We start from the raw sequence: 26,924 nt of genomic DNA, 5'->3' as shown, positions 1-26,924 counted from the left end.
CGTCATCGGGTCGCGGTATCCCGGCCAGCCGTCCGACGGGCGCTCCGGAGGGACTCTGGGCGGGGGTGCGTGACAGCCACGGCCGTCAGACAGATCACGACGGCGGCGACGAGCGGCGGGCGGGCGCCGAGGTGGACGGCTGCGGAGCCGAGCGGGATCGCGACGACGAGCGGCCCGAACATCGCGGTGTTGGCCGTCGCGGAGACCCGGCCCAGCAGCGCCGACGGCGTGTGTGTCTGCACGGCGGTCACCGCCGCGACCAGGGTCCAGGGCAGGCCGACGCCGGCGACCAGCGCCCCTGCGATCGTCACCGGCCACCATGGCAGGCAACGCGCCAGAAGGCCGAGCGCGAACAGCACCGTCCCGGCGACGCCGACGGCAATGGGACCGCGTCGGGCGAGCAGCCGGCCGACGATCAGCCCGCCGATGATGGAACCGGCGCCCTGCGCGCTGGCCAGCACCCCCAGGAACGTCGTCGGTAGGCGCAGCTCCGTGATCACGACCGCGTAGATCGCCGCGGTCGTGAAGCCGGACATGGCAATCGACACGGCGGCGAGCGTGACCGGCACCCGGTTCACTCGCTGTCCGAACAGGACCGTCAATCCGGTACGCAGGCCGTTTCGCCGTGGTCCGGGCCGGTCGTGCGACGTCCTGTTCAGGCGTACCGCCGCGTACAGGGTGGCGACCAGGACCGGCATGGCCGCGCTGAGCACGACGACCGCGTAACCGCCGTGCCATGCGTACAGGCCCGCCCCGGCCAGCGGAGCGACGAGCTTCATGCCCTCCTGCGCGCTGGAGCGCCAGCCGTTGACGTCGCCGAGTTCCGTCGGTGACAGCGCGGACGGCAGCAGCGCGGTCTCACCCGCGTCGATCAGCACGTAGCTGACGCCGTAGGCGCACGAGACGGCGAAGATGAGCCAGGTCTGTCCCGGCCCGCGCACCGCGAGGAGCGCCAGCAGCGCGGCGGCCAACAGGAGGTTGACGGCGATGACCAGGGGTCGCCGGGATGCCCGGTCGAGCAGACCGCCCAGCCACGGGCCGGCGAGGACCGGGGCGTACACGCAGAGTCCGGCGAGGGCGGCGAGGCCGGTGGAGCCGGTGAGGTCGAGGATCCAGATCCCGGCCACCAGGGTCATGGCGCTGCTGCCGAAGCCGGACAGCAGGGAGATCGCCACGAACAGTCCCGCGTTGCGCCGCATGAGCCCTCCAGGTTGAGCCGAGATGACTCACATCCTGAATATTGAGTCTCATGCGGGCAAGACTCTCGGGGCTCTGTCAACTAACCGTTGACAGCGCCGCGTCGATCTTCGCTGCGGCAGCGCGCACGGGTGCCGGCACGCGCTCGCCCGCCTCGGCGAGATCGGCGGCGAGATGCTCGGCCAACGCGTACAGCGAACCCGGGGCGGCATCCAGGGCAACCTCCACCGTGCTCCGGACGAGCCCCGCCCGATCGAACCGGGCGTCCCAGCGGCGATCGGTGGCGATCCACCGCCCGAGGTCGGCAACGGCGTTTCGCAGCGCCACGATCCGTGGTGCGAACCGGAGGTCGAGGTGCTGGCGGCGTGACCACCGTGCGGCCACCAGTCGCTGCCGGCGCTGCTCCGCGGCCTGCCGGCTGCCGAGACCCAGTGCCGTCGCGATCTGCGCCCAGGTCGCGCCGTCGTGGCGCGCCCGGTCGATGAGGTCCAACTCCTGCTCGTCGAGGTGGGCGCGGGTGGCACGAACCTCGGCCAATCTGGCCAGCTCCGACGTCATGTGTCAACGTTACATTGACATGCGGTTGGGCTCGCGCACCAGGAACACGTCGATCGGGTCCTCGGTCTCCACTCTGAGCAAGCTCCCGGTTCGCCAGGATCACCAGGTATCGGCTCCGCCGGAGCGGTGATCGACTCGGTTTTGCTGATGTCGGGGTGTCGAGGCGTCGAGGATGCCGCGACATCAAGGAAAGCGAGTCGATCAGTTGACTGCTCCGCTCCTTTGTTGGGGCAGCCCTGTCGGCGGCGGTGTAACAAACCGGACAAGACGGTAAAGCCCCTGGTAGAGCACCCTTGGGGCAGGTGGAGGTAGACGGGTGGCGGGCCACACCCAGAGCCTCCGGCCCGGTGGGGACAACATCGTCCGCACCGGTGCCGTCCCCACCCAGCCCGGCCCCGACGCCGCGGCGGTCACGGCACAGATGCCGTGCCCCGGCCACGCGTACCACAGGCCGTGGCTGCCACCGACACCCCTGCGGGCGCCCGCAGCGGTGCCTCCGCCCATCGGGACGAGGACGTCAGCACCGTCGGCAGTCAGGCGACGCCTGTCGCCGGCCGTACCTGTCGTCCCCGCGCCCCGCCGGCCTTTCGCACTGTGGACCCCGCCGGTCCGGTGTCGCCCAAACCGCGCGCCGGCATGGCGACCGAGCCAGAAAGGGCCCGACATGGCCGCTCCCACCGCGACAGCAGCCTTGAACGCATCCGTCTTCGCGCCGGGTGACCAGATGCTGCTGACCGTCACCTACTCAGACGCCGACACCAAACCGCTGACCGTCACCATCGTGGTCACCGACGCGCAGGGCAACAGCAGCGCGCCGGTGAAGGTCACCGCCGTCATCGACCCACTCACCCTGACCGTCAGCGACAACTCCGGGCGTACCTGGACCCGGGTGTCCGACAACGGTTCCGTGGCCGTCTACCGGGCGGTGGCGTGATGCCCCGGGTCACCGTCCAGGTCCGCGACGCCGCCGGGAACACCGCGACGGCCACCGCCGACTACAACCTGAGCCAGCCGGTGCTGGGGGGCTACTACCTGTCCGGGGGCGCCGATCCGACGGCCGACATGGCCGGCGGCAACTTCCGGTCGCTGACCCAGTACCGCAGCTTCGCCGACGGCTACACGTTCCCCGGCTACAACCGCCCCTGGCTGACCAGCCTCGGCAAGGCCGGGGTGCAGATGAACATGGTCCTGGAGTTGAAGCACTACGGCGCCCCGAACCAGGGGCCGCAGAGCTTCGCGGTGGACGGCGTCAGCTACACGGTGCCGGCACCGTCGATGACCATCCAGCAGCGTCCCGGCACCACCTGGCCGAGGGCGTACGGGTACGGCCAGGTGATCAAGGGACAGTGCGACGGGTTGTTCGCCCGAGCCCTGTCGCAGTACCGGACGCTCGGCTTCGGGGTGAACATCCAGCTCGCCTCGGAGTTCGACACCGACCACGAGTTCGGGACCACCGAGGACGGCAAGGCCTACACCTGGGCCGAGTCGGACGCTCGGGCGGTGCAGGCGGTGAACTACATCCTGACGTGGTTCAAGGCGCGGACCCTGCCCGCCGGGACGACCTTCTCGGTCGGGCTGGGCGGCTTCGACCGGGCCTGCTTCCAGCGTATGCACCCGGAGTCGCTGATGACCCGCCTCGACTATCTCCAGTGGAACGCGTACGCCACCAACGCCAGCCACACCGCGTTGGCCCGGTTCCGCCGCCCCAAGGACTGGGCGGTGGCCGATCTCGGCCCGGTGGCCCTGTCCCGTCCCGTGATCATCGCGGAGTGGGGGGTCCGGTCGGCGGAGATCCCGAACCAGGCCGCCTGGATCGCGACAGTGCCGGCGGCGATCGCTCAGCTCAACGCCGAGCGTGGACCCCGGATCACGCGGACCAACTACTTCAACTCCGGTTGGGGCACCCTGACGCCGAAGGCGGTCGGGTTGGCCGCGCTGCGAGAGGCGTACGCCAAGCGGCCGTACGTCTGAGCGGTCCCGGCGGCTCCGGGGCTCCGGGGCCGCCGGGACAGACCGGTCAGCCCGGACTGAGCCGTTCGGCGTACGCGTCGCGCAGCTCGGGCCAACCGAAGTCCCTGGCCTCCGCGCCCCGGATCGGGCCGACCGGGTCGCCGTCGAGCAGCCGGTCGGCCACGTCGAGGCAGAGGTGCCAGCCGGCTGCGACCATCGGCAGCATGCCCCGGTCGGCAACGGTGTGCCGCAGGGTGAGCCGGGTGCCGCTGCCCAGCGGGCTCAGCTCCCAGCGCAGCAGGTCGTCGCCCCAGGTGTACTCCAGCAGGTGTGGCGGCTCGGCCCGGCGTACCGTCGCCGGGTCCTCCTGGGTGGTCTCGCCGTCGGCGAGGGTGAGCACGGCGGTGCCGACGTGGCCGAGGTCGCGGTCGGCGAGGAACGGCGCCCACTGCGCGAGCTGGGTCGGGTCGGTCAGGGCCGCCCAGACGGTGGCCGGCGGATGCCGCAGGTCGCGGACGAAGACCAGTGTCGCGCCGTCGTCGGCGGGCTCGGCGCGCACCTCGGCGGGCGGGCTCGGGCGGAACGCGTCGCGGTCCATTCACTGCTCCTGACTGTCGAGGTGCCGTTCCAGGGCGTCCAGGTGCCGGGCCCAGAGTCGGCGGTACGGGTCCAGCCAGCCGTCGACCGCCTGCAGTGGGCCGGGGTCGAGGCGGTAGATCCGCTGGCGGGCGGCCGTCCGGCAGGTGACGAAGCCGGCGTCGCGGAGCACCCGCAGGTGCTTGGAGACGGCCGGCTGGCTGACCCCGAGCCCGTCGACCAGCTCGCCGACGCTGCGTTCGGCGTCGCGGAGCTGATCGAGGATCCGGCGCCGGGTGGGCTCGGCGAGGACGGTGAAGGCATCGGTGGACACCATCCTAATATGCCTGGTCCTTCATATGACTGTCAAAGCATATGACAGGAGTCTCCGTCCCGACGTGGCGTCGCCGATCAGCTCCCTATGCTCGGATCATGGAACTGCGGATCTTCACCGAACCCCAGCAGGGCGCCAGCTACGACCAGTTGCTCGCCGTCGCCCGCTGCGCCGAGGACGCTGGCTACGGCGCGTTCTTCCGGTCCGACCACTACCTGATGATGGGAGCGGCGAGCGGCGAGCCCGGCCCCACCGACGCGTGGACCACGCTGGCCGGGCTGGCCCGCGACACCAGCCGCATCCGGCTCGGCACGTTGATGACCGCCGCGACCTTCCGGCTGCCCGGCCCGCTGGCGATCACGGTGGCGCAGGTCGACCAGATGAGCGGCGGCCGGGTGGAGCTGGGCATCGGCACCGGTTGGTACGCCGAGGAGCACACCGCGTACGGCATCCCGTTCCCGCCGCTGGCAGAGCGGTTCGACCGCCTGGAGGAACAGCTCGCGGTGATCACCGGGCTGTGGTCAACGCCGACCGGCGAGCGGTTCGATCACGCCGGTCGGTACTACCCGGTCCAGGACTCGCCCGCGTTGCCCAAGCCCGTGCAGCAGCCGCGCCCACCGATCCTGCTCGGCGGGACGGGCCCGAAGCGCACTCCTCGGCTGGCCGCCCGCTACGCCGACGAGTTCAACCTGCCGTTCGCCTCGGTGGCGGACACGGCGGCGCAGTTCGACCGGGTCCGCGCGGCGTGCGCCGAGATCGGCCGGGACCCCGCCGGGATGGTCTGGTCCAACGCCCTGGTCCTGTGCTGCGGGCGGGACGACGCCGAGGTGGCCCGCCGGGCCGCCGCCATCGGGCGCGACCCCGACGAACTGCGGGCCAACGGTCTGGCCGGGACCCCCGCCGAGGTCCTGGACACCATTGGCCGGTACGCAAAGATCGGCAGCGAGCGGATCTACCTCCAGGTGCTGGACCTCGGCGACCTGGAGCACCTGGAGTTCGTCGCCAGCGAGGTGATGGCGAAGCTCTGAGTCGGCCGGGTGGCCGTGGGACGGCGCTCGGCCGGGTGGCCGTGGGACGGCGCTCGGCCGGGTGGCCGTGGGACGGCGCTGCCGGTCAGGCTCGGTGGGCGCCCGTCGTGACCGCGTCCGGGTCGCCCAGCACGGTGTCCAGCCGCCCGTCCCCATCACTGTCCACATAGGTGATGTCGGGGATCCCGTCGCCGTCCACGTCGATCTGCACGACGTCGGCGACACCGTCGCCGTCGAGGTCGGTGACCACCTCCACCGAGCCGTCCAGGTGTCGGGTCACGATCGACTGCGGGCCGGCACCGGGCGTGCGCGGCGGCGGCCCCGGTGCCGGCACCGGCGTCGGGGCCGGCGCGGGCGCCGGTGTGGGGCGAGGGCCGGGCGTCGGCGCCGGGTGACTCGGCAAACCCCCAGCCGCTGGCGCGCTGGCCTGCTCGACCCCGGTGCCGGTGGGGTCCAGCTCCTCCTCGGAGGGGAAGACGTCGCCTCGCGCGGCCGGATCACGGTAGCTGCTCATGGGCGTAGGGTTCCCCGACGATGACGAGAACAACCGTGCCCGATCGACCGGTGTCCCCGGTGCCGGGTTTGGCGGAAGATGCTGGGACCGACGCCACGGTCATGAACGGGGGTCCGAGCGTGGAACTGCGCCGGAATCGGGGAGCCCGTGCGCTCGCCCTGGTGTGCGTACTCGGCGGAGTGCTCTTGTTGGTCTACCCCAGCGACGGCGCCCTGCTACGGACGATCATCGCGGTGGGAGCCGTCGTGCTCGGCTGCCTGGCGCTGGTCAGCGCGCTGCGGCCGTTCCGGTTCCGGATCGACGCCGAAGGTGTCAGCATCCGCCGGCCCGGCTTGCGCCGGGAGATCCCGTGGGCCGAGGTCGACGCGCTGGTCCTCGACGACCCGCCCCGACGCGCCGGCTACTCGGCACCACCGCGACTGCTGCTGGTGCCTGTGCCGGGTGTGACGCTTGAGCCGGTGACCGCCCGCCACCCGCTCGACGGCCGCCCGGCCATCGAGTTGCTCGTCCTCGACCAGGTTCGCGAGCAGCCCGAGCAGGTGTCGGCCGCGCTCACCCGCTATGCCGGAGGTCGTTTCGTCGACCTGGCCGCGCTGCGCCGCGCCGCCTTCGCCACCCCGGACCTTCCGGTCGGCCTGCGTGGCTACCGGATGGACCGGGTCGACCAGCTGATCCGGCGCGGCCAGGACGCCCTGGTTTCCGGGGACGTGCAGACGAGGCAGGCGGCCCGGGGCGAGATCGAACGCGTGTGCGCGGCCGGCCTGCCGGTCGCCCAGCGTGGCTACAGCACGTTCCAGACGGATACGGTTCTGGACGCCCTTGTCGCCGCGTTGGCCGACCACCAGTCCACCCATCGGGAGACCGCCACATGACCGCCCAGGGAGAGCACGCCACGTCGACCACCGCGGCCGACGTTCCGCGCCGCAACTGGGCCGGCAACGTGCGGTACGCCGCTCGGGCGTTCCACCGCCCCACCTCGGTCGACGAGCTGCGCCGGCTGGTCGCCGGCAGCAGCCGGATCCGGGCGGTGGGCAGCGGGCACTCCTTCAACCGCTTCGGCGACACCGACGGCGACCTGGTCACCCTCGCCGGGTTGCCCCCGGTCGTCGACCTTGACCGCGAGCGCGGGGAGGTCACCGTCAGTGGCGCGATGCGCTACGGCGACCTTGCCCGGCACCTGCACACCCAGGGGTACGCGCTGGCCAACCTCGCGTCGCTGCCGCACATTTCGGTGGCCGGGGCGGTGGCCACCGCCACCCACGGCTCCGGCCAGACCCACGGCAACCTGGCCAGCGCGGTCGCCGGCCTGGAGTTGGTTACCGCCGACGGCGACCTGCTGCGGGTCGACCGCGACGCCGACACGTTCGCCGGCATGGTGGTCGGGCTCGGCGCGCTGGGCCTGGTCACCCGGGTCACCCTGGACGTGGTGCCGACCTTCGAGCTGCGCCAGTACGTGCGGCTCGACCTCGACCGGGAGGCGCTGGACGAGGCGCTCGGCTCCGCGTACAGCGTGAGTGTCTTCACCGACTTCCGTTCCCCCCGGCTGCGCGAGGTGTGGCGCAAGCAGGTGGCGGACCAGCCGCCACCCCCGGCGGACTGGCTGGGCACCACCGCGGCCGACGCGCCCCGGCACCCGGTGCTCGGGATGCCGGTGGAGAACTGCACCCCGCAGCTCGGCGAGCCGGGCCCGTGGCACGAGCGGCTGCCGCACTTCAAGCTCGGCTTCACCCCGAGCAGCGGTGACGAGCTCCAGTCCGAGTACCACGTGCCACGGACAGCGGCAGCCGACGCGCTCGCCGCCCTGGACGACGTGGCGCACCTGATCGCCCCGGTGCTGCTGGTGTCCGAGCTGCGTACCGTGGCGGCGGACGAGCTGTGGCTCAGCCCGAACCACCAGCGGGACAGCTTCGTACTGCACTTCACCTGGATCGACGACACCGCGGCCGTGCTGCCGGTAGTGGCCCAGGTGGAGGAGCGCCTGGCACCGTTCGCGCCCCGCCCGCACTGGGGCAAGGTCTTCGTCACCGACCCGGCCGAGCTGGCCGCCCGCTATCCGAGGCACGCCGACTTCGCCGCCCTGCTGCGTCACCTGGACCCGACCGGCACGTTCCGCACTGAACTGCTGGACCGCCACTTCCCCCGCTGACCCCTCCCGCTGGCCCCCGACCCCCGCTTCACTCCGTTGATCATGAAGTTAGCGGCGTGGATGTCGGCGTGTCGCGCCGCTAACCTCATGATCAACGGGAGGGTGCGGGGGTGCGGAGGGTGCTGCTCTGGACGGCTCGGCTGATGTCGCTGGGGGACACTATGCCCGTCAGGCGGCCGTCTTCGGTCACCACCAGGGCTCGGCCGTCCGCGCACGCGCTGAGGCGGGGGAGCAGGTCGTTGAGTTGCTCACCGGCCTGGGCCAGGACCAGATCCTCGGCCCGGCAGGCCACCTCGGCCAGCGTGGTCGACGCCCGCCGCTCGGGCGGTACGCCGCGCACCCGGTCGACGGTGACCAGGCCGATCGGCCGGCCGTCCTCGGTCAGCGGCAGCGCCGAATGCCGGTACGCGAACAGGTAGTGGTCGACGAAGTCGGCGACCGTCATCTCCGCCGAGGCGGTCTGCGGCTGCGAGGTCATGACGTCGCCGACCCGGATGCCGCGCAGTGCGCTGCCGGTGCGAGCCTGCCGCTCCTCCATCCCGGCGGCCCCGATCAGGAACCAGCCGATCAGGGCCAGCCACAGCCCGCCGAAACCGACACCGGACAGGAACTGCCACAGCCCCAGGCCGATCAGCAGCACACCCAGCACCCAGCCGGCGCGGGCGGCCACCACGGATGCCCGGGTCCGGTCGCCGGTTGCCTTCCAGACCGCGGCGCGCAACAACCGGCCGCCGTCCAGGGGCGCGGCCGGCAGCACGTTGAAGATGGCCAGCAGCACATTGATGCCCGCCAGCCAGGCCACCGACCCGAGCAGCAGCCCGCCCTGACCGGCCAGCGCGAGCAGCGCGGCGACGACACCGAAGAACGCCCCGAGCAGCAGGCTGACCAACGGGCCGACGCCAGCGATCCGCAGCTCCGCACCGGGGTCGCGTGGCTCGCCCCGCAACTCGGCCACGCCGCCGAACAGCCACAGCGTGATGCCGTCGACCTCCAGCCCGTTGCGCTTGGCCACCACCGCGTGCGACACCTCGTGGGCGAGCAGGCCGACGAAGAACACCACCGCGGCGGCAAGCCCGGCAATCGCGTACGCGACGGGCGAGCGGTCCGGGTACGAGCGGGGGAACTGGTTGGCGGCCAACCCCCACGCGATCAGCGCGAAGATGAACAGAACGCTCCAGTTGACGCCGACCGGCACTCCCGCGACCCGGCCAAGCCGGAAACTGGCCCTCATCCCGGTGAGATACCCCGGACAGACCCGCCCATGCCGGCCCTGGCGCCCGAAGGACTGGTGATCGACTCGGGTTCACGGAAACCGGGGTATCCACGACCCGTCGACACCCCGACTTCCGGAAAGCCGAGTGGATCGTGCGCTCGCCCGGTTCAGCGGCGCGGGGACTCGCTGGCGATGGTCACCTCGCGGGGGAGTGCCGCCGCGCGCAGCGCCCAGTCCAGCGCGTAGTCGGCGATCTCCTCCCAGCCGTCCTGCCCCATTGTGAAGTGCGAGCGGCCGGGAAACTCCTGGTACGCGGTGAGTGCCCGGGACTTCTGGTAGAGCCCCGCGTTGGAGCGCGCCACGGACGGCGGCACCACATGATCGAGTTCGCCGGCCATCAGCAGGAGCGGAGCCCGGTTGTTGCGCCCGGTGTCCACCTTCGCTGGCGAGGTCGGGTCGAGGTTGGCGAACGCGCCCTCGAAGAGCACCCGCCCGGCGCCCGGGACGGCGTAGCGCTGCCAGGCGCGGTCGGAGTCGGCCCGGCTCATCGTGTTGCCGAAGGCGTAGTGGAAATCCTCCGCGGTGAACGGTACGGCCCGGTTGCGGTTGGCGGGGTTGCGCAGGATCGAGAAGGCCGAGCGGAGCGTGCTCAGTGGCAGCTTCAGCACACCCTTGATCGGGGCAGGAGCCACGCCGACGGCCGCCGCGCCGAGACCCCGGTCGACCAGGAGTTGGGTGATCAGCCCACCGAACGAGTGCCCCATGATGATCGGCGGTCGGACCAGCGTCCGGATGATCCGGTCGTAGTGCGCGACGATCGTGGCGATGCTCTGCTGCGCGATCGGGGTCGGATCGTCGCGCAGCCGCTCGACCTCCCGATCCATCCCTGGCCAGGCCGGGGCGAGGATCCGCAGACCCCGCGCGGCGTACCGGTCGGCCCACCCCTCCCAGCTCCGCGGGGTCATCCAGAGCCCGTGGACCAGCACGACAGTGTCGACCTGGCCCTGCGGTGTGGCACCCATCGCGTCCTCCCGGTGTCGCGGCGTCCCGGCCCGGCGGGTACCCGTTGCCGTGCGCGGAATTCCTCGCCGCCAGGACTGGCTGCTGACCTTCGTGTCACCAGGCGATGACGCCGGCCGTTGGCGACGGCCCCTGACAAATGTCACGGCCGGGACGTGACGGCCGCTCCGGGAGTCGAGGTCCGCGCCGGCGGAGCATCAGTGCCATGACAAGTACGCATCCGGCCGTCGAGTTGGACGGCCTCACCAAGACCTTCGGCGCGGTCACCGCTGTCGACGGGTTGAGCCTGCGGGTCCAGCCCGGCGAGGTGGTGGCCTTCCTCGGCCCGAACGGCGCGGGCAAGACCACCACCATCGACATGCTGCTCGGGCTGGCCCGCCCGGACGCGGGCACCGTCCGCATCCTCGGCGGCACCCCGGACGACGCGGTGGCCCGGGGCCGGGTCGCCGCCGTACTCCAGACCGGCGGGCTGCTCAAGGACCTCACCGTCGGCGAGACGGTCGAGATGTCCGCGCACTTCTACCGGCACACCCGCCCGGCCGCCGAGGTGCTGGAGCGGGCCGGCATCGCCGACATCGCCGGTCGGGTGGTCGGGCGCTGCTCCGGCGGCCAGCAGCAGCGACTGCGTTTCGCGCTGGCCCTGCTGCCCGACCCGGACCTGATGGTGCTCGACGAGCCCACCACCGGCATGGACGTCGAGGGCCGCCGGGACTTCTGGCAGGCGCTGCGCCGCGACGCGCGGGCCGGACGGACCGTCATCTTCGCCACCCACTACCTGGACGAGGCGGACGCGTACGCCGACCGGATCGTGCTGGTCCGGCAGGGGCGCATCGTGGCCGACGGCACCACCGCGGAGATCAAGAATCTGGCCGCGGGCCGTACCGTGCGGGCCACCCTGCCCGGCGCCGACCAGGCCGCCCTCGCCGCGCTGCCCGGGGTGGACGCCGTGGAGGTACGCGGCGACAGCGTGCTGGTGCGCACCAGCGACTCGGACGCCATCGCCCGGCACCTGCTCACCCGGACCGCCGCCCGGGACGTGGAAATCACCTCCCGCAATCTCGAAGACGCCTTCCTCGCCCTGACCACCGCGCAGACCGGAGCCTTGAGATGACAACCCTGCCGGCCACCCCCACCCGTACCGTCGAGCCGGACCGTCGGTTGCCCGCCCTGGGCGGGTTCGCCCCCGGGGTGCTGCGCATCGAGCTGCGCCGGGTGCTGCGCAACCGCCGCACCCTCGCCTTCACGCTGATCATGCCCGGCGTCTTCTTCCTCATCTTCGGCCTGCCGCAGGGCGGGCAGAACCTGGACAACGGCCGCCCGGTGACGGCGTACGTCATGATCAGCCTGGCCGTGTACGCGGCCATGGTGGCGACCACCAGCGCCGGTGGCGCGGTCGCCACCGAGCGGGCGCTGGGCTGGAGCCGTCAGTTGCGGCTCACCCCACTGCGCCCGAGCGCGTACGTGGCCACCAAGCTGGTCACCGCGATGACCCTCGGCCTGCTCGCAGTGGTCGTCGAGTTCCTGGTGGGCGCGGCAGCCGGCGTCCGCATCCCGGCGTACGTCTGGCTGCTGTCCGGGCTCGCCGCCTGGCTCGGTTCGCTGGTCTTCGCGGCGTTCGGTCTGTTCATCGGCTATCTGGTGCCGGCCGAGAACGTCATGCAGTTCATCGGCCCGATCCTGGCCGTGCTGGCCATGTTCGGCGGCCTGTTCGTCCCGGTCGAGGTGCTGCCGGAGGTGCTCCAGCAGGTCGCGAAGTTCACCCCGGTGTACGGGATGGGCGTCCTGGCCCGCGCCCCGCTGACCGGCGACGGGGTGAGCGCGGCGGCGGTGGTCAACCTCGTCGGCTGGGCGCTGGTCTTCGGCGTCGGTGCGGCGCGGCTGTTCCGCCGGGACACCGCGCGGGTCTGAGCGCACCGACGGCTAGCTTGAACCCGATGGACCTCTCGACGGGACAGCCCCGGCCGGCGAACCGCCACTGGCGGGTCACCGGCTGGTTGCTGGCCGCCGTCTGGCTGTTCTTCCTCAACGTGCCGCTCGCCACCGCGCTGCACCAGCCGGAGCTGTGGCGGCGGGTGCTCGGCGTGACGGCACTGATCGCCTTCGGTATCGGTTACGTGCTGCTGTTCCAGTGGGCCCGCCGGCTGCGCCAGTTGCTGGCGCCGATCCCGGCGGGCCGGGCATGGGCCGGGCTGGCACTGCTGCTCCTGGTGGGCCTGGCCAGCATCCCGGGCACCGGCGGGGACTGGCTGGCCACTCTGGTCTACGTGGCGGCCGCGGCGGTGTTCCTGCTGCCGCCCTGGGAGGCGTTGGCGGTGGTGGTGGTCTGCGCCGTGACCCCCGCGCTGGCGTCCTGGCTGGTGCCCGGATGGCAGGCCGAGAGCGGCATCGTCTTCGCGGTGCTGCTCGCCTCGTTCGCCATGTTCGGGGTGTCCCAGTTGGCCCAGCGCAACAGTCAGCTCCAGGCCGCCCAGCAGGAGATCGGTCGGCTCGCGGTCGCCGAGGAACGGGCCCGCGCCGCCCGCGACCTGCACGACATCCTCGGGCACTCGCTGACCGTGGTGGCGATCAAGGCCGAGCTGGCCGGGCGGCTGATCGACGTCGACCGGGACCGGGCCGCCGTCGAGATCGCCGAGGTGGAAGCGTTGGCCCGGGCGGCGCTGGCCGACGTACGACAGACGGTTGGGGCGTACCGCGAGGTCACTCTTGCCGCGGAGCTGGCTGGCGCCCGCTCCGCGCTGGCCTCGGCGGGCATCGCGGCGGATCTGCCGGCCGAGGTGCCGGACCTGCCGGAGGAGTGGGACCGGTTGTTCGGCTGGGCGGTACGGGAAGGGGTGACCAACGTGGTCCGGCACAGCGGGGCGCGGTGCTGCACGGTCCGGGTCCACAGCGACCGGGTCGAGGTGAGCGACGACGGCCGTGGTCCGTCCACTCCCGACACCACCGGCCACGGGCTCGTCGGTCTGCGGGAGCGGGCGCGACGGCTGGACGCCGTGGTGACCGTCGGTCGCCGGCCGGAGGGCAGCGGTTTCCTGCTGCGGGTGCACTCGCCGGCGGAGGCCCGGTGAGCGGCGGGTCCGCGCGGATCCGGCTGCTGCTCGCCGACGATCAGGCGTTGGTCCGGGGTGCGCTGGCCGCGCTGCTCTCGTTGGAGGAAGACCTGACAGTGGTGGCCGAGGTCGGCCGGGGCGACGAGGTGGTGCCCGAGGCCCGGCGGACCGACCCCGACGTGGCCCTGCTGGACGTGGAGATGCCCGGCCTGGACGGGATTGCCGCCACGACCGCGTTGCGCGCCGCGCTGCCGACCTGCCGGGTGCTGGTGGTGACCACCTTCGGCCGGCCCGGTTATCTGCGCCGGGCGATGGAGGCCGGCGCGAGCGGCTTCGTGGTCAAGGACACCCCGGCCCGGCAACTCGCCGACGCGGTCCGCCGGGTGCACGCCGGCCTGCGGGTCGTCGACCCGACGTTGGCCGCGGAGACGCTGGCCACCGGTGTGAGTCCGCTGACCGAGCGGGAGACCGAGGTGCTGCGTACGGCCCGTGGCGGTGGAACGGTCGCCGACCTGGCCCGGGCACTGCACCTGTCCGAGGGGACGGTGCGCAACCACCTCTCGGCGGCGATCGGCAAGACCGGTGCCCGCAACCGCGCCGACGCGATCCGGGTCGCCGAGCAGAACGGCTGGCTGCTCGGCGAGTGACACCCGGGTCCCGGCGTGCCTCCGCTCAGGCGGTCGGCGGCGGGGCGGGCAACCGGTCGACCACCAGCACGCTGCTGCCGGGGCGGACCTCGGCGAGCAGCTCCCGCTGGCCGGAGCGGGTCAGCCGGATGCAGCCGTTGGTGGTGTTCTCGCCCAGCTCGTCGTCGTTGTGCCAGGTGTGCACCCCGATGTGCGCGCCGCGCAGCCCGGCCGGCACCGACTCCGGGTCGTCGGGCACCGAACCGAGGGCGTAGATGTCCACCCCGCCGTAGACCGACTCCGGCGGTGGGGTGCGACCCAGGACGAAGGTGCGCCCGAGGGGAGTCTCCTGCCCCGACTGGCCGAGGCTGACCTCCCAGGAGCGCACCGCCTTGCCGGCCCGGTACCAGGTGAGACGGTGGACCTTGCGTTCCACCACGATCTGGTCGCGCAGTGGCACGGTGTCGAACCCGCCGGGGGGCAGCCAGGCGAGCCGCCGGTTGGCCGAGGGCAGCAGCACTGCCGTCCAGCCGGCGTGCCGCTCGGCGATCGGCATGGTCAGCTCGACGCCGCGGATCGTCGGTTCGAGGAACGCTCGCGGACGACCGCCGGGAGCGTCGTACGCGGCGATCCGCGTGGTCGGGTGCGCGCCCTCGGTCAGCGGTGTGGTGTCCATGGTGGCCGGGTCGGCGGGGAACCCTCTGGGGGCGGGGTCGTAGTCGACCACCGGTAGCCCGGCCGGGGCGGGCGCGGCCGGGGGGATCAGCTCCTCGGCGTTCTGCTCGACACTGCTCGGCGTCGGGTCGGCCGCCGCGACGACCTTCTCGGGGGCCGTCGGGCTCGGGGTGAGGGCCTGGCCGATCAGCAGCGCGCTCACCAGCAGCACGGGCACGGCGATGGCGGCGGCCACCCAGACGCCACGGCGGCGGTACGGGGACTTTCCGGCAAACTCCACCAAATGACTGTATAGGACGCAGGTTCGCCAGGAAGAGCCCCTTGCCAGACAAAATGCGATAACAGGGGCTCTTCCCGGCGGTGCGTCAGACCCGTGCGCCGATGTGGATCGCCACGGCGTCGTGTGCCGGCACGTTGGCCGCGAACCAGCCGCTACCGTCCACCGTGATCACCGGTCCGCTGCACGTGCCGCCCGCGTACGTGCCGTGGATGACGTCGCAGTACCGACCGGCGGGCAGCCCGGTGGAGTAGGAGCGGCCGTTCACAGCGGAGTCCTCGTCGTTGACGGTGATGAAGCCCTTGCCGCTGCGGCTGAACGCGATGTGGTTGTTGCCGTTGTCGTACCAGTTGGCCACGCTGGCGCCCTCGGTGGCGTTGCGGAAGCCCACCATGTTGGCGATCACCGGCCAGCGGTGCTCACACTCCCAGCCCGAGTAGCAGGTGGCGTTGAGCGTCTTGTTGGCGCCGTTCGAGGGTGGGCCGGCGTCCCGGTTGCTGAAGGTGTAGCTGGACATCACGGTCGGCGAGCCGTACGGCCAGGCCAGCATGAACGCGTTCGCCAGGGAGTAGATGCCCCGATCCTTGTAGGTCAGCACCCCACCCGAGTCGCGCTGGGTGTCGTGGTTGTCGACGAACACCGAGGCCTTTCCGGTGGGCAGGTGCCCCCAGCCCTCGCCGAAGTTGCGCAGGTACGCCAACCGCTCCGAGCGGAACACCCGGGCCAGGTCCTTGCCGTAGCGGAACTCGTGCACGTCACCGTTGCCGGTGTACTCGGTCGGCTGGACCGGCTCGCCGGCACCGTAGATGACCTCCTGCACGATGTACGCCGAGCGGGAGAGCTTGCCCCTGATCGCGGCGATGTCGGCGGCCGGCATGTGCTTGCTGGCGTCCAGTCGGAATCCGTCCACACCGAGGGAGAGCAGGTCGTTGAGGTACGAGGCGATCTTCGTGCGCACGTAGTCCGACTCGGTCTTGAGGTCCGACAGGTTGACCAGCTCGCAGTTCTGCACCTCGTACCGGTCGTTGTAGTTGGTGATGTCGTCGCCGCCGTTGCGACCGCAGTGGTGGAAGTCCTGGGTCTGGTAGATGCCCGGGTAGTCGTAGTGCGAGAAGGACGAGCCGGCCCAGCCGGTGCCCCCGTTGTCCTGACCGGACATGTGGTTGATCACCGCGTCGACGAGCACCTTGACCCCGGCCGCGTGGCAGGTGTTCACCATCGACTGGAACTGGGCCCGGGTGCCCTTGCGGGACTCGATCCGGTAGCTGACCGGCTGGTACGCCAGCCACCACTGGTTGCCCCGTACGTGTTCCTGTGGGGGCGAGACCTGCACGTAGCCGTAGCCCTTCGGGCCGAGCGTGCTCTGGCACTCGCTGGCCACCGAGGGCCAGTTCCACTCGAAGAGCTGGACGATGACCTTCTTGGAGCCGGACGGGGCGGCGACGGCCGGTGATGCCGGCGCGGTGGCGGGAAGAAGCAGGCTGGCGACCAGGCCGAGGGCGAGGATCGCCGAGCCGCGTCGACGTCGGTGCATCGAGGACTCCTGACGAACGCAGGGCGGGGTGGGGGTGGTGGCGCGGCGGGAAACGCTGGGTTGTCGGAATCTTGCAACCCAGACTGAAAATTTCCGAAAGATTACAAGCCTGTTGCAGCGACTGTCAATGCATGGACGATCGTCACTGCAACGACCCGCGCGTGTGAGCGTGCGCAACGCACGTCGGCGGCAGTTGGTTCGATCCCGCCCCAGAAATTTTTGGCAGCGGGTGATCCGCGCGCCCCCACCGTCCGTACTGGATGGGGGAGCAGGGGTCGGCCGGTGGTACGCCGCCGCGAGACGATCGAGGAGCAGATGGCCCGGGCACAGCAGGACAAGAAGGCGGCGACCGTCCGGACCAGCGCCAGCAGTCGGGGGGTACGGACCCGGTCGCGGTCGGCGACAGCCATGCTGATCGCGTCGGTGCTCGCCGCGCTCTGGGCTGCGGTCATGCTGACCGGCGCCGGCCAGAAGGCGTACGCCTACGGCTTCTTCTTCACCGAGTTCTTCGCCGGGGTGATCTCCCTGGTGGCGTTGAGCCTCACCGTGATGCTCGGTCTGCTCGCCACCGACCGCTTGGTGCTGCGCATCTCGCACCGGGTGCTGATGCAGTCGGCGCACCGGGCCACCGGTGTGCTGGGCGTGGCCGGGCTCGGCTTCCACGTCCTCACCAAGATCGCCACGGGCCGGGCGGCGGCGACCGACGCCATGGTGCCGTTCGTCGGCGGCAGAGGGCTCTACGTCGGGCTCGGCACGGTGGCCGCCCTGCTCATGGTCAGCGTGATCTGGACCGGGATCATCCGGGCCCGCTTCGCGGGCGTCGGTCCGAAGTGGCTGTGGCGCACGCTGCACTCCACCGCGTACCTGGCCTGGCCGTTCGCTGTCTTTCACGGCCTCAACGCCGGTCGGGCCGCAGCGCCCTGGGTGATGTTCAGCTACCTCGGCTGCATTTTGCTGGTGGTGCTTGCCCTGCTGGTCCGGTTCTCGGTCACTATCGGTCGGCGCAGCCGCGAACAGCACCAGGCCGCGGTGCGCAACGCGGTGATGGTGGGCCGGGCCGAGGAGGCGAAGACCGCCCGATCGCTGCTGGCCGGGTTGGGTCGGCGCAGCAAGGCCGCCGACAAGCGTCCCGCCTGGGCGGAGACCACCACCGCCACCTGGGCCGCGCCGGCCGCGCGACGTGACCCCGAACGGTTCACCGTCCCCGTGGTGCCCGAGCCCGGTTCCCTCGTCGAGCCGACCCGGCCGAGCCGACGTCGACGGGAGGAGGAGCCGGCGGCCCGCCGCGACACCGAACTCTCCCGCGCCCGGCGCGACGAGGTGGAGCCCACGACCCGCCGGTCGACCCGCCGCGGCGTCGAGGAGACCGACACCCGCCGGCGCGACGAGGAAGAGCTGGCGCCGGTGGCCCGGCGTCGCGGCTCGCGTACCCGGGACGAGGACGTTCCGACCGGTCGGCGACGCGCCGAGGACCCGGTCGTCGAACGGTCCAGCCGCCGGTCCCGCAGCGAGGACGACGGCAGCCGGTACTCGGCCCCGCCGACGGTCGAGCCCGAGGAGCCGTGGGACAGCCCGCGCCGGTGGCAGGCCGCCGAGCCGATCTCCGCCGGCCCGATCTCCAGCAGCCCGATCTCCGCGACGCCGCGCAGTGACAGCGGCTGGCACAGCGCTGACGAGGACCTGGCGGACGAGCCGGACTACTGGCGCCCGCCGGCCCGGTACGTACCGGACGAGGTACCGCCGCCGGTCGACGACACCCCGACCCTGGTCGACCTGGCCTCCCGGCGCGCGCGCCGGACGGCCGGCGAGGGCCGGTCCGCCAAGCGCCGCAAGGCCAGCGCCGACGCGGTGGACGGGGCGTACTGGGCCGGGCTGCGAGGTGAGGCGAAGTGATGCGTACCGCCGTTCCACCGGTCGCCTGCGTGGGCGAGCCCCGGCTCACCGCCGGCTTCGCCGAGTACGGCCGACTCGACCTGCTCGCGCACGAGGAGGTGCACGGACCGATCGGCCCGATGGAGCCGGCGCAGCTGCTCCGGCTTGCCGAGGGCATGCAGCTCAAGGGCAAGGGCGGAGCGGGTTTTCCGTTCGCCCGCAAACTGCGCGCGGTGCTGGAGTCCTGCGAGCGGCAGGACCTCGCCGCCGTGGTGGTGGTCAACGCCACCGAGGGGGAGCCGGCCAGCTGGAAGGACAAGGTGCTGCTGACCCGCGCGCCGCACCTGATCCTCGACGGGGCGGCGCTGGCCGCGTACGCGCTGGACGCCGACGAGATCGTGATCGGCGTGGCGGACGACGGGGTCGGCCGGGACTCGCTGATGGATGCGCTCGAAGAGCGCCGGATGCCGGTGCAGACGACGATCGTCACAGTGCCGCACCGGTTCATCTCCGGTGAGGGTGGCGCACTGGTCAACGGGATCAACGGGCTGCCCCACATCCCGCCCGGCACCAAGAAGCGCTCCAGCGACTCCGGGGTCAGCGGCCTGCCCACCCTGCTCTCCAACGCCGAGACGTACGCCCAACTCGCCGTCGGCGCCCGACTCGGCCCGTACGAGTACGCGGCCCTCGGCACCGACGACGAGCCGGGCACCGTGCTGCTCACCGTGACCGGCGCGGCGGGCCGGCCGGCAGTGGTCGAGTGCACCGCCGGTATGCCGCTGCGCGACGTCCTCGACCTGTGCGAGGTGCCGGAAATCCAGGGCATCCTGATGGGCGGCTACCACGGCAAGTGGATCACCCCGGAGGCGGCGGACACGGCCGAGGTCTCCCGCAAGGGCCTGGCCGCGGTAGGCGGCACCCTCGGGGCGGGCATCATCATCCCGCTCGGCGTCGACACCTGCCCGCTCGGTGAGGCCGCCCAGGTGGTGCGCTACCTGGCCGGGGAGTCCGCCGGCCAGTGCGGGCCGTGCAAGATGGGCCTGCCGGACCTGGCCCGCGCCGTGGACCTGGCCGTGGCCGGCAGCCAACCGGCGGACGTGGTGCGAGCCGCCGCCGGCGAGGTGAAGGGCCGGGGCGCGTGCAGCCACCCGGACGGCACCGCCCGGTTCGCGCTCTCCGCGATCGAGGTCTTCGCCGAGGACCTGCGGCTGCACAGCACCGGCGACGGCTGTGGGCGGCGGGTCAAGGGCGTGATGGGGCTGCCGGGCGCACCCGACGAGAACCCGCAGAAGCTCACCCTGGACTGGTCGCGTTGCGACGGGCACGGCCTCTGCGCGCACGTCGTACCGGACTTCATCCGGCTCGACGCGAACGGATACCCCGCCTTCCCGCCCACCCCCGTGCCGACCTGGCTGCGGGAGGGCGCGCTGAAGGCCGTCAAGGTGTGCCCGGAGCTGGCTCTGCGCCTCGCCAAGGCCGAGTAGGGAAGGGCACCCAGTCAACGCTTGATGAGCGTCGGGAAGGGTCCCTTCCCGACCGGAACGGAGAAGCGGATGCCCAGTGGCATGGCATGGACGGCGGCCGGGCATCTACGCCGCGCCGCCACCGCCGGGACGCTCGTCGTGGCCCTGTCCGGCGCTGCTGCCTGCACCGGCACCGCGCCGGGTGGGCCCGCCGTCGCTGGATCGGCCCCGGCCTCGACCGGTACGGCGACCACACCGACCGCTACGCCGGCCGGCGCGCCACCCGCAGCCCCGGCGCAGGTCCCGGACATCCTGCGCTTCACCGGCACCACCCTCACCGGCGCCGCGTTCGACGCCGCGCAGCTCGCCGGCAAGCCGGTGGTCCTGTGGTTCTGGGCGCCGTGGTGCGCAACCTGCGCCAGCCAGGCCTGGACGGTCGCCGAGGTCGCGCCCCGATACCGGGACACCGTGCCGATCATCGGCGTCGCCGGGCTGGGCGAGCAACGCGCCATGAAGGAGTTCGTCACCGAGTTCGACCTCGCCGGGACGCCGCAGATCGAGGACCGCAAGGGCGCGCTCTGGAAGCGGTTCAAGGTGACCGAACAGAGCATCTTCGTGATCATCGACCGGAAGGGCACAGTGGTCCACCAGGGCTTCCTCGACGGTGAGGCGCTCACCGCCCGCGTCGCCGCCCTGGCCGGGGCGTGACCGCCGCACTGCTGCTCGCGCTGACCGCCGGCATGCTCGGCGCGGTCAACCCGTGCGGCTTCGCGTTGCTGCCCGCGTACCTCTCGCTGTTGGTCGCCGGTGCGTCGGACGCCCGCGGCGCGGTCGGCCGCGCGCTCACCGCGGCGGCCGGGCTGACAGTGGGGTACGTGCTGGTCTTCGGCGCGTTCGGGCTGGCGCTCGCACCACTGGCCGGCTGGCTGCGACCCCGGCTGCCCTGGCTGACAGTGACGCTCGGCGTGCTGCTGGCGGTGGCGGGCTGCTGGCTGCTCGCCGGCCGGCGACTGCCCACCCCGGGCTGGACGACCCGAGCGCCCCGGCTGACCCGTTCCTGGCCGTCGATGGTCCTGTTCGGTGCGGCGTACGCCCTCGCTTCGCTCGGCTGCGCCATCGCGCCGTTCCTGGCCATCGTGGTGACCAGCCTCCAGGCCGGCTCGACCGGCCAGGGGGTGGCGCTCTTCGGCGCGTACGCCCTCGGGATGGGTCTGGTCGTCGCGGTCGCCGCGCTCGGCGTGGCGCTGGTCCGCGACGGCCTGGTGGCGCGGCTGCGCGTCGCCGGCGCGCTCGTGCCCCGGCTCAGTGGCCTGATGCTGCTGCTCGCCGGTGGTTACGTCGCCTGGTACGGCTGGTACGAGCTACGGCTGGCGGCCGGCCGCCGCGACGCCCTGCGGGACCCGGTGATCCGGGTGGCGTCGGAGGTGCAGCACGCCCTGGCCGACGCGCTCGACGCCGTCGGCCCACCAGTGCTGCTGGCCGCTCTCGTCCTGCTCGCCGCGCTGGGCGCCTGGATGCGTCGACGGGGGCGCGGGGCGGACCCGGCCCCCGTCGAACGGACCGGCTAGCGCGGGGTCAGACGGTCGGTGCCCAGGCGGTCCTGGAGGACCTTCGGGATCAGCACCGAGCCGTCGGCCTGCTGGTTCTGCTCCAGGATGGCCGGGAAGAGCCGGCTCGTGGCCAGCGCCGAGCCGTTGAGGGTGTGCACGAAGCGCGTCTGCTTGCCGCCCGGCTCCCGGTAGCGGATGGCCGCCCGACGGGCCTGGTAGTCGCCGGCCCAGGAAACCGACGACACCTCCTTGTACTTGCCGGTGCTCGGCATCCACACCTCGATGTCGAGGGTCTTCTTCATCGAGGCGCTGGCGTCGCCGGCCGAGAGCAGGGTGCGCTGGTAGTGCAGACCCAGCCCCTCGACCAGGCTCTCGGCGTGCGCGAGCATCTCCTCCAGAGCGGCGTCGGCCTGCTCCGGCAGCGTGAACTGGAAGATCTCCACCTTGTTGAACTGGTGCCCGCGCACCGTGCCGCGCTCGTCGGAGTGCGAGCCGGCCGACTCCCGCCGGTAGCACGGCGTGTACGCGAAGGCCTTCAGCGGCAGCTTCGGGGTCTCCAGGATCTCGTCCTGGTACGCACCGAGGATCGCCGTCTCCGACGTGGGCAGCAGGAACTGCCCGCGCGGGGCGGACGCCGAGTCCAGGTGGTAGACGTCGTCGTAGAACTTGGGGAACTGGCCGGCGGCGAAGCCGGCCGAGTCCAGCAGGAGGTGCGGCGGGAGCAGGAACTCGTAACCGGCCTTGATGTGCTGGTCGACGAAGTAGTTGAGCAGCGCCCACTCCAGCCGGGCACCGACGCCGGTGTAGATCCAGAAACCGGACCCACCGAGCTTGACCCCGCGCTCGTAGTCGACCAGGCCCAGCGCGCGGCTCAGCTCGACGTGGTCGCGGACCTTCTCGATCACCGGCGGCTCGCCGAAGGTCTTCACGACCCGGTTGGCTTCCTTGCCGCCGGCCACGACGTCGTCGCTGGGCAGGTTGGGCAGCTCACTCATCGCGTCGCGCAGCCGGGCCTGCACCTCGTCCAGCTGGGACTCCAGCTCGGCGAGCTGCTTACGCTCGGCCTCCGGCGCGGCGGCCTGCGGCTCCTCGCCGGCGCGCTTGGCCTGCGCGTACGCCCGGGCCTCCGCCTTGCGGCGTTGCCGCTCGGCGTCGATCTCCGTGATCAGGGCGCGTCGTTCCTGGTCGAGCCGCTGAATCTCGTCCAGGGCACTGGTGACCTCGGCGGGATCCAGACGCTTCGCCAGCGCGGTCGCCACCGCCTCGCGATCCTTCCGGATCAACTCCATGTCGAGCATGCTGCTCTGTACGCCTCCGTCCGGGGTTCACAGGTGAACCACCAGATGTTACCGTCGCGGGCTTTTCCTCGCGGGACGGGGATTGCTGGCCGCCGGCTCAGAGCCGGATCGGCATCAGCACCGAGTAGGTGTCCGCGTCGTCCGGTCGGCGTAGGGCCAGCGGGGAGATCGGCCCGTCCAGCTCCAGCACCAGTTGCGGCGCGCCGGCCGCGTTCAACGCGTCCAGCAGGTAGCGACCGTCCACCCCGACCCGCAGCGCTTCGCTGTCCAGGTCGGCGGCGGGGAGCAGCCGAAGACCGCCCTGGTCGTCGACGCCGAGCACGGTGACCTCCCGGGCCGTGCCGTCGTCGTCGCGGGCGACGGTGGGGGCCGCCGGGTCGGCCAACGCGGCGCGCAGCGTGGCCACGTCGACAGTGATCCGGCGCGCGGTGGGCCGCTCGCCGACGGCCTTGCGCAGCAACCGGCGGTAGTCCGGGAAGTCGTACGGCAGGGCGGTGCCGGTCAGCGTCCGGTCGGCCACCAGCACCCGCAGGTCCGCGCCCGCCACTGTCAACGACACCGGCCAGGCGTCGGCGGCGTCGAGCAGCGGCCGGAGCTGGTCGACGAGGGACACGGGGACGAACACCCGCACCGGCGGACCGTCGACGTCGGCCTGGGAGCGGGCCAACGCGAGCCGGTACCGGTCGGTGGCGACGAGCCGGACACCGTCGGGCTCCACGTCGAGCAGCACGCCGCAGAGCATCGGCATCTCCGGGTCCGCGCCGACGGCGAAGCGCACCGCGTCGAGCGCGGCGGCCAGGTCGGCGGGGGAGAGCAGCAGCGTGGTGGTGCTCGGCTGGGCCGGGTCGACCAGCGCCCGGAGCCGGGTCACCTCCCGACGGGCGTCGGCCAGCCCGTCGACCAACCGGCGCAGGTGCGTGTCGAGCAACCGGTGCACCGCCGCCGGCTCGGCGCGGACCGCGGCGGCGATCTCCGGCACCGGCATGCCGATCCGGCGCAGCCCGGCCACCAGCCGGGCCGGGGCGATCTGCTCGTCGGTGTACCAGCGGTAGCCGGTCACCGGGTCGACCAGGGCCGGTTCCAGCACCCCCGCCGAGTCGTAGAAACGCAGGGCGCTGACGGTCAGGCCACTGGCCCTCGCCAGCTCACCGATGCTGTGCAGGTCGCTCACGCCGGGCATCCTGCCCCCTCGACCCGGTCGAGGGTCAAGCCGAGTGCTCCGCCGTGTCCTGCTTGAGCACCCGGAAGCTGAGCCCGGCCCGGACGAGCCGGTCGAGCAGCGCGTCACCCATCGCGGTGACCGGGGTGACCTGACCGGCAGTCGGCGGCAGCTCGTCGAGCGCCAGGCACAGCGCCGACTCGCCGAGCATCTTCGCCGTCTCGTCGTAACCGGGGTCGCCGCCAGCCACCTCGGTGACCACCCGCTGCCCGCCGCCGGTGCCCACGAACCGGACCCGGAACCAGGAAGCCGCCCGTTGCTCGGCGGTGGGCCCCTGCCCGGACGCGAGCCGGCCGAGCAGCCACCGTCGGCTGGGCGGCAGCTTCACCAGCCCGACCACCGCTCCGAGCCCGACCGCGCCAGCCAGCACTGTGGGCAGCCGCTTCACGGCCGCGAAGTGCCGGTAACGGAAGTCCGGGCCGTACTCCGGGCGGGCCGCCGCCGAGCGGCGGACCACCTGCGGGTCGATGGTCGGCAGCGGCACGGTCCAGATGCCCAGCTCCGCCGAGCGGCCCAGCCGGCCGGGCACCGCCCGCACCCGACGGTCGGTGGGGCGCGGCTCGACCGCCCGGCGGTCCCGGGCGGCCTGGCTGGCCTGCCCCGTACGGGAGAACGCGGTGAGCGCCGAATGGTAGGTGCCGGCGGAGAACCGGCCACCGGCGCGCACGTAACCGTCCACGGTGATCGGCACGTCGGCCGGGAGTTGCTTGACGGTGAACCAGACGCCCAGGTCGTGCGGGATGGAGTCGAACCCGCAGGCGTGCACCAGCCGCGCGCCGGTGCGGGCCGCCTCGGCGTGGTGGCGCACATACATCAGGTCGACGAACTCCGGCTCACCGGTGATGTCCAGATAGTCGGTGCCAGCCCTGGCGCAGGCGGCGACCAGCGGCTCGCCGTGGTGGACGTACGGGCCGACAGTGCTGGCCACCACCCGGGCGCTCTCCGCGACGGCGCGCAGCGAGGCCGCGTCGGTCACGTCGGCGGTGAGCAGCGGCAGGTCGGTCAACGTCGGGTCGATCGCGGCCAGCCGGTCCCGGACGGCGGCGAGGCGGCCCGGGTCGCGCCCGGCCAGCGCCCAGCGCAGCCCCGGCGGCGCGTGCCGGGCCAGGTATTCAGCGGTCAGGCCCCCGGTGAACCCGGTCGCCCCGAACAGCACCACGTCGTACGTTCGCTCCCCAGCCATCCCCAGAGTCTGCCATTCGCGGTACCCGATGGCAGATCACGAAAGGCCGTCACGGGGTGAACACGGCCCGTACGCATCCGTCGGCCCGGTCCCGGAACAGCGCGTACCCCTGCGGGCCCTGCTCCAGCGGCAGCCGGTGGGTGGCCAACTGCTCGGTGCGCAGCTCGTCGCGGGCCATCCGGTCCAGCAGCATCGGCACGTCCCGCAGGTCCGGCCGCCGGGCCCCGCGCAGCGTGAGCCGCCGGTCGGTCACCGTGCCCAGCGGAAACGCGTCGACGAAACCGGCCACCTCGCCGAGCACCACCACCACACCGCCCTTGCGGCAGGCGTACACGGCCTCCCGCAGGGCGTCCGGGTGGTCGGCGGTGCGGCCACCGAAGCGACCGGCCGCCGACCAGCCGACCGCCACCACGCATACGTCCGCCCCGCGTCCGCCGCTGCGGTCACGCAGCTCCGCCGCGACGTCGGTGTGGCGATAGTCCAGCGGCTCCGCGCCACAGTGCCGCTCCGCCATCCGCAACCGCTCCTCGTAGCGGTCCACCACCAAAACCTGGGCGGCACCGCGCCGCACCGCCGCCCAGGCGGTCAACTGGCCCACCGCTCCGGCGCCCCAGATCGCCACCACGTCGCCGGGGCGCACCGCACCCAGCTCAGCCGCCGACCAGCCGGCCGGTGCCGCGTCGGCGGCGAACAACGCCCGGTCGTCGTCGACAGCGTCCGGCACCGGAAACGCGCCCACGTCGGCGTACGGCACCCGCACGTACTCGGCGTGACCGCCAGCGAAGCCGCCCGCCGCCCTGGGCCGGCCGAAACCGCCGGCGTCCCGTCCCTGGTCGGGGTCGGCACTCGCCAGGTCGACGCTGCTGTTGTCGCAGCAGGAGTGCAGGCCCTGACGGCAGTACCAGCAGCCGCCGCAGGCGACACTCGCGCCGACGACCACCCGGTCGCCGGTACGGTGCCGGCGGACGGCGGGCCCGACCTCGACCACCTCGCCCAGGAACTCGGCCCCGAGCACGTCACCGGCCCGCAGCAGCGGATCCCGCCCGGCCAGCAGCGGCAGGTCACCGCCGCAGGTGGTGCTCCGACGAACCCGGACGATCACGTCACGCTCGTTGCGCAGCTCCGGGTCGCTCACCTCGCGTACCGCCACCTCGTCGGCGGCGACCCAGCACAGCGCCCTCACCCGTGCACCTCGCGGCGGTCCAGCGGCGACCGGTCCGCACGCAGCACCTCGCCGGCCTCCACCCGTTGCTTGACCTGGCGCAGGGTGCGGCGCACCAGCAGGCCCGGGTCGTCACCGACCAGGTGCGCGGCCAGCCCGGGGGGCGGGGTGCCGCCGGGCAGCGGCCGGGCCGCCAGCTCCGTGCCCCGGTCGCCGGGCGCCGGCCGCACCCGCACCTCGACCGCGCCGCCCAGGCGGCGCAGCGGTTCGGGCCAGCGACCATCGGGGAGCACCTGCTCCGGAGGCCGGTCGACAGTCACCACCTGCCACCGGACCGGCGGGCCAGGGTCGCCGTCCGCGCCGGTCCGGCCGCGCCGCCGGGGTACGCGCAGCAACCGCGCCGCCCCGGTCAGCGCCGCGGTGCCGAGGGCGGGTCCCGCCCGCACCAGCCGTCCCATTCGTCCCCACCCGTCCTCGCGGTC

At 72.7% G+C, this 26,924-nt stretch carries 27 protein-coding genes; 13 read left to right on the top strand and 14 right to left on the bottom strand.

What is annotated here, in order from left to right; all coding sequences use genetic code 11:
• Positions 1-2 precede the first annotated feature (2 nt).
• Together FBZ33_RS23550 and FBZ33_RS23545 are read right to left on the bottom strand one after the other, a co-directional pair.
• Entirely contained in the window at positions 3-1,199 is a 1,197-nt protein-coding gene (locus FBZ33_RS23550) for an MFS transporter (protein WP_141910698.1), read from the bottom strand.
• A 76-nt stretch (positions 1,200-1,275) separates the two neighbouring features.
• Entirely contained in the window at positions 1,276-1,755 is a 480-nt protein-coding gene (locus FBZ33_RS23545; protein ID WP_141910697.1) for a hypothetical protein, read from the bottom strand.
• A gap of 664 nt (positions 1,756-2,419) precedes the next feature.
• On the opposite strand from FBZ33_RS23545, the gene FBZ33_RS23540 reads away from it, so the two are divergent.
• Together FBZ33_RS23540 and FBZ33_RS23535 are read left to right on the top strand one after the other, a co-directional pair.
• The gene (locus FBZ33_RS23540; RefSeq protein ID WP_088949608.1) at positions 2,420-2,689 is read left to right on the top strand and encodes a hypothetical protein; all 270 of its coding nucleotides are present in this window, start codon (positions 2,420-2,422) and stop codon (positions 2,687-2,689) included.
• Entirely contained in the window at positions 2,689-3,726 is a 1,038-nt protein-coding gene (locus tag FBZ33_RS23535) for a hypothetical protein (RefSeq protein ID WP_141910696.1), read from the top strand. Before FBZ33_RS23540 ends, FBZ33_RS23535 begins: the two co-directional genes overlap by 1 nt.
• Before the next feature lie 46 nt (positions 3,727-3,772).
• On the opposite strand, the gene FBZ33_RS23530 is transcribed toward FBZ33_RS23535, so the two are convergent.
• On the bottom strand, positions 3,773-4,303 hold the full coding sequence (locus FBZ33_RS23530; RefSeq protein WP_141910695.1) for an SRPBCC family protein: 531 nt from the start codon (positions 4,301-4,303) through the stop codon (positions 3,773-3,775).
• Positions 4,304-4,618 (bottom strand): helix-turn-helix transcriptional regulator, encoded by a 315-nt coding sequence (locus FBZ33_RS23525; protein WP_141910694.1) that lies wholly within the window; start codon positions 4,616-4,618, stop codon positions 4,304-4,306.
• 95 nt (positions 4,619-4,713) lie between these two features.
• Here FBZ33_RS23525 and FBZ33_RS23520 point away from each other — a divergent pair, with 95 nt between their 5' ends.
• Entirely contained in the window at positions 4,714-5,643 is a 930-nt protein-coding gene (locus tag FBZ33_RS23520) for an LLM class F420-dependent oxidoreductase (RefSeq protein WP_099856367.1), read from the top strand.
• Between the two features lie 85 nt (positions 5,644-5,728).
• On the opposite strand, the gene FBZ33_RS23515 is transcribed toward FBZ33_RS23520, so the two are convergent.
• Positions 5,729-6,157 (bottom strand): hypothetical protein, encoded by a 429-nt coding sequence (locus FBZ33_RS23515; protein ID WP_141910693.1) that lies wholly within the window; start codon positions 6,155-6,157, stop codon positions 5,729-5,731.
• A 101-nt stretch (positions 6,158-6,258) separates the two neighbouring features.
• Between FBZ33_RS23515 and FBZ33_RS23510 the strand changes: the two genes are divergently transcribed.
• Both FBZ33_RS23510 and FBZ33_RS23505 read left to right on the top strand, forming a co-directional pair.
• Positions 6,259-7,029 (top strand): hypothetical protein, encoded by a 771-nt coding sequence (locus FBZ33_RS23510; protein WP_141910692.1) that lies wholly within the window; start codon positions 6,259-6,261, stop codon positions 7,027-7,029.
• The gene (locus FBZ33_RS23505) at positions 7,026-8,303 is read left to right on the top strand and encodes an FAD-binding protein (protein WP_141910691.1); all 1,278 of its coding nucleotides are present in this window, start codon (positions 7,026-7,028) and stop codon (positions 8,301-8,303) included. The genes FBZ33_RS23510 and FBZ33_RS23505 overlap by 4 nt, the downstream gene beginning before the upstream one ends.
• A 91-nt stretch (positions 8,304-8,394) precedes the next feature.
• On the opposite strand, the gene FBZ33_RS23500 is transcribed toward FBZ33_RS23505, so the two are convergent.
• Both FBZ33_RS23500 and FBZ33_RS23495 read right to left on the bottom strand, forming a co-directional pair.
• Positions 8,395-9,534 carry a site-2 protease family protein gene (locus FBZ33_RS23500; RefSeq protein WP_141910690.1) on the bottom strand — a complete coding sequence of 380 codons (1,140 nt, stop codon included), beginning with the start codon at positions 9,532-9,534 and terminating at the stop codon, positions 8,395-8,397.
• Between the two features lie 149 nt (positions 9,535-9,683).
• Positions 9,684-10,538, bottom strand: coding sequence for an alpha/beta hydrolase (locus FBZ33_RS23495; RefSeq protein WP_141910689.1), 855 nt, complete (start codon positions 10,536-10,538; stop codon positions 9,684-9,686).
• Between the two features lie 203 nt (positions 10,539-10,741).
• Between FBZ33_RS23495 and FBZ33_RS23490 the strand changes: the two genes are divergently transcribed.
• From FBZ33_RS23490 to FBZ33_RS23475, 4 genes are read left to right on the top strand one after another with little or no spacing between them, the layout of a single operon-like run.
• Positions 10,742-11,647 carry an ABC transporter ATP-binding protein gene (locus tag FBZ33_RS23490; RefSeq protein WP_141910688.1) on the top strand — a complete coding sequence of 302 codons (906 nt, stop codon included), beginning with the start codon at positions 10,742-10,744 and terminating at the stop codon, positions 11,645-11,647.
• Positions 11,644-12,444: an ABC transporter permease gene (locus FBZ33_RS23485; RefSeq protein WP_088949597.1), complete on the top strand. Its 801-nt coding sequence runs from the start codon at positions 11,644-11,646 to the stop codon at positions 12,442-12,444. The genes FBZ33_RS23490 and FBZ33_RS23485 overlap by 4 nt, the downstream gene beginning before the upstream one ends.
• Positions 12,445-12,470: 26 nt before the next feature.
• Positions 12,471-13,601 carry a sensor histidine kinase gene (locus FBZ33_RS23480; RefSeq protein WP_141910687.1) on the top strand — a complete coding sequence of 377 codons (1,131 nt, stop codon included), beginning with the start codon at positions 12,471-12,473 and terminating at the stop codon, positions 13,599-13,601.
• The gene (locus tag FBZ33_RS23475; protein ID WP_185755392.1) at positions 13,598-14,230 is read left to right on the top strand and encodes a response regulator; all 633 of its coding nucleotides are present in this window, start codon (positions 13,598-13,600) and stop codon (positions 14,228-14,230) included. Before FBZ33_RS23480 ends, FBZ33_RS23475 begins: the two co-directional genes overlap by 4 nt.
• Before the next feature lie 25 nt (positions 14,231-14,255).
• Here FBZ33_RS23475 and FBZ33_RS23470 read toward each other — a convergent pair whose 3' ends face one another.
• Positions 14,256-15,164, bottom strand: coding sequence for a L,D-transpeptidase (locus tag FBZ33_RS23470; protein ID WP_141910686.1), 909 nt, complete (start codon positions 15,162-15,164; stop codon positions 14,256-14,258).
• Positions 15,165-15,249: 85 nt separating this feature from the next.
• Entirely contained in the window at positions 15,250-16,695 is a 1,446-nt protein-coding gene (locus FBZ33_RS23465) for an alpha-amylase family protein (RefSeq protein WP_141910685.1), read from the bottom strand.
• A 282-nt stretch (positions 16,696-16,977) separates the two neighbouring features.
• On the opposite strand from FBZ33_RS23465, the gene FBZ33_RS23460 reads away from it, so the two are divergent.
• The 4 genes from FBZ33_RS23460 (at position 16,978) to FBZ33_RS23445 (ending at position 21,598) form a co-directional block, all read left to right on the top strand.
• Positions 16,978-18,588, top strand: coding sequence for a ferric reductase-like transmembrane domain-containing protein (locus FBZ33_RS23460; RefSeq protein ID WP_255509028.1), 1,611 nt, complete (start codon positions 16,978-16,980; stop codon positions 18,586-18,588).
• Complete coding sequence (locus FBZ33_RS23455) at positions 18,588-20,051, top strand: NADH-quinone oxidoreductase subunit NuoF family protein (RefSeq protein ID WP_185755391.1); 1,464 nt, start codon at positions 18,588-18,590, stop codon at positions 20,049-20,051. The genes FBZ33_RS23460 and FBZ33_RS23455 overlap by 1 nt, the downstream gene beginning before the upstream one ends.
• 69 nt (positions 20,052-20,120) lie before the next feature.
• The gene (locus tag FBZ33_RS23450) at positions 20,121-20,738 is read left to right on the top strand and encodes a redoxin domain-containing protein (RefSeq protein WP_255509027.1); all 618 of its coding nucleotides are present in this window, start codon (positions 20,121-20,123) and stop codon (positions 20,736-20,738) included.
• Entirely contained in the window at positions 20,735-21,598 is an 864-nt protein-coding gene (locus FBZ33_RS23445) for a cytochrome c biogenesis CcdA family protein (RefSeq protein ID WP_141910683.1), read from the top strand. Before FBZ33_RS23450 ends, FBZ33_RS23445 begins: the two co-directional genes overlap by 4 nt.
• Here FBZ33_RS23445 and serS read toward each other — a convergent pair.
• The 5 genes from serS to FBZ33_RS23420 all read right to left on the bottom strand — a co-directional run bounded on the left by serS (position 21,595) and on the right by FBZ33_RS23420 (position 26,900).
• The gene (gene serS / locus FBZ33_RS23440; RefSeq protein ID WP_141910682.1) at positions 21,595-22,878 is read right to left on the bottom strand and encodes a serine--tRNA ligase; all 1,284 of its coding nucleotides are present in this window, start codon (positions 22,876-22,878) and stop codon (positions 21,595-21,597) included. The two genes, FBZ33_RS23445 and serS, sit on opposite strands and share 4 nt — an antisense overlap.
• A gap of 97 nt (positions 22,879-22,975) precedes the next feature.
• Positions 22,976-24,040 (bottom strand): MerR family transcriptional regulator, encoded by a 1,065-nt coding sequence (locus FBZ33_RS23435; protein ID WP_370453100.1) that lies wholly within the window; start codon positions 24,038-24,040, stop codon positions 22,976-22,978.
• Positions 24,041-24,083: 43 nt separating this feature from the next.
• Positions 24,084-25,280, bottom strand: a complete 1,197-nt coding sequence (locus tag FBZ33_RS23430) for a trans-acting enoyl reductase family protein (RefSeq protein ID WP_141910680.1) — start codon at positions 25,278-25,280, stop codon at positions 24,084-24,086.
• 49 nt (positions 25,281-25,329) lie between these two features.
• Entirely contained in the window at positions 25,330-26,463 is a 1,134-nt protein-coding gene (locus FBZ33_RS23425) for an alcohol dehydrogenase catalytic domain-containing protein (protein ID WP_141910679.1), read from the bottom strand.
• Entirely contained in the window at positions 26,460-26,900 is a 441-nt protein-coding gene (locus FBZ33_RS23420) for a hypothetical protein (RefSeq protein WP_141912899.1), read from the bottom strand. The genes FBZ33_RS23425 and FBZ33_RS23420 overlap by 4 nt, the downstream gene beginning before the upstream one ends.
• Positions 26,901-26,924: the final 24 nt, after the last annotated feature.

Origin of the sequence: Micromonospora sp. A202, assembly GCF_006715105.1 — a bacterium.
Classification (GTDB): Bacteria; Actinomycetota; Actinomycetes; order Mycobacteriales; family Micromonosporaceae; genus Micromonospora; species Micromonospora zamorensis.
The sequence above is the reverse complement of the archived record's forward strand: the minus strand, read 5'-3'. Positions and strand labels throughout refer to the sequence as shown.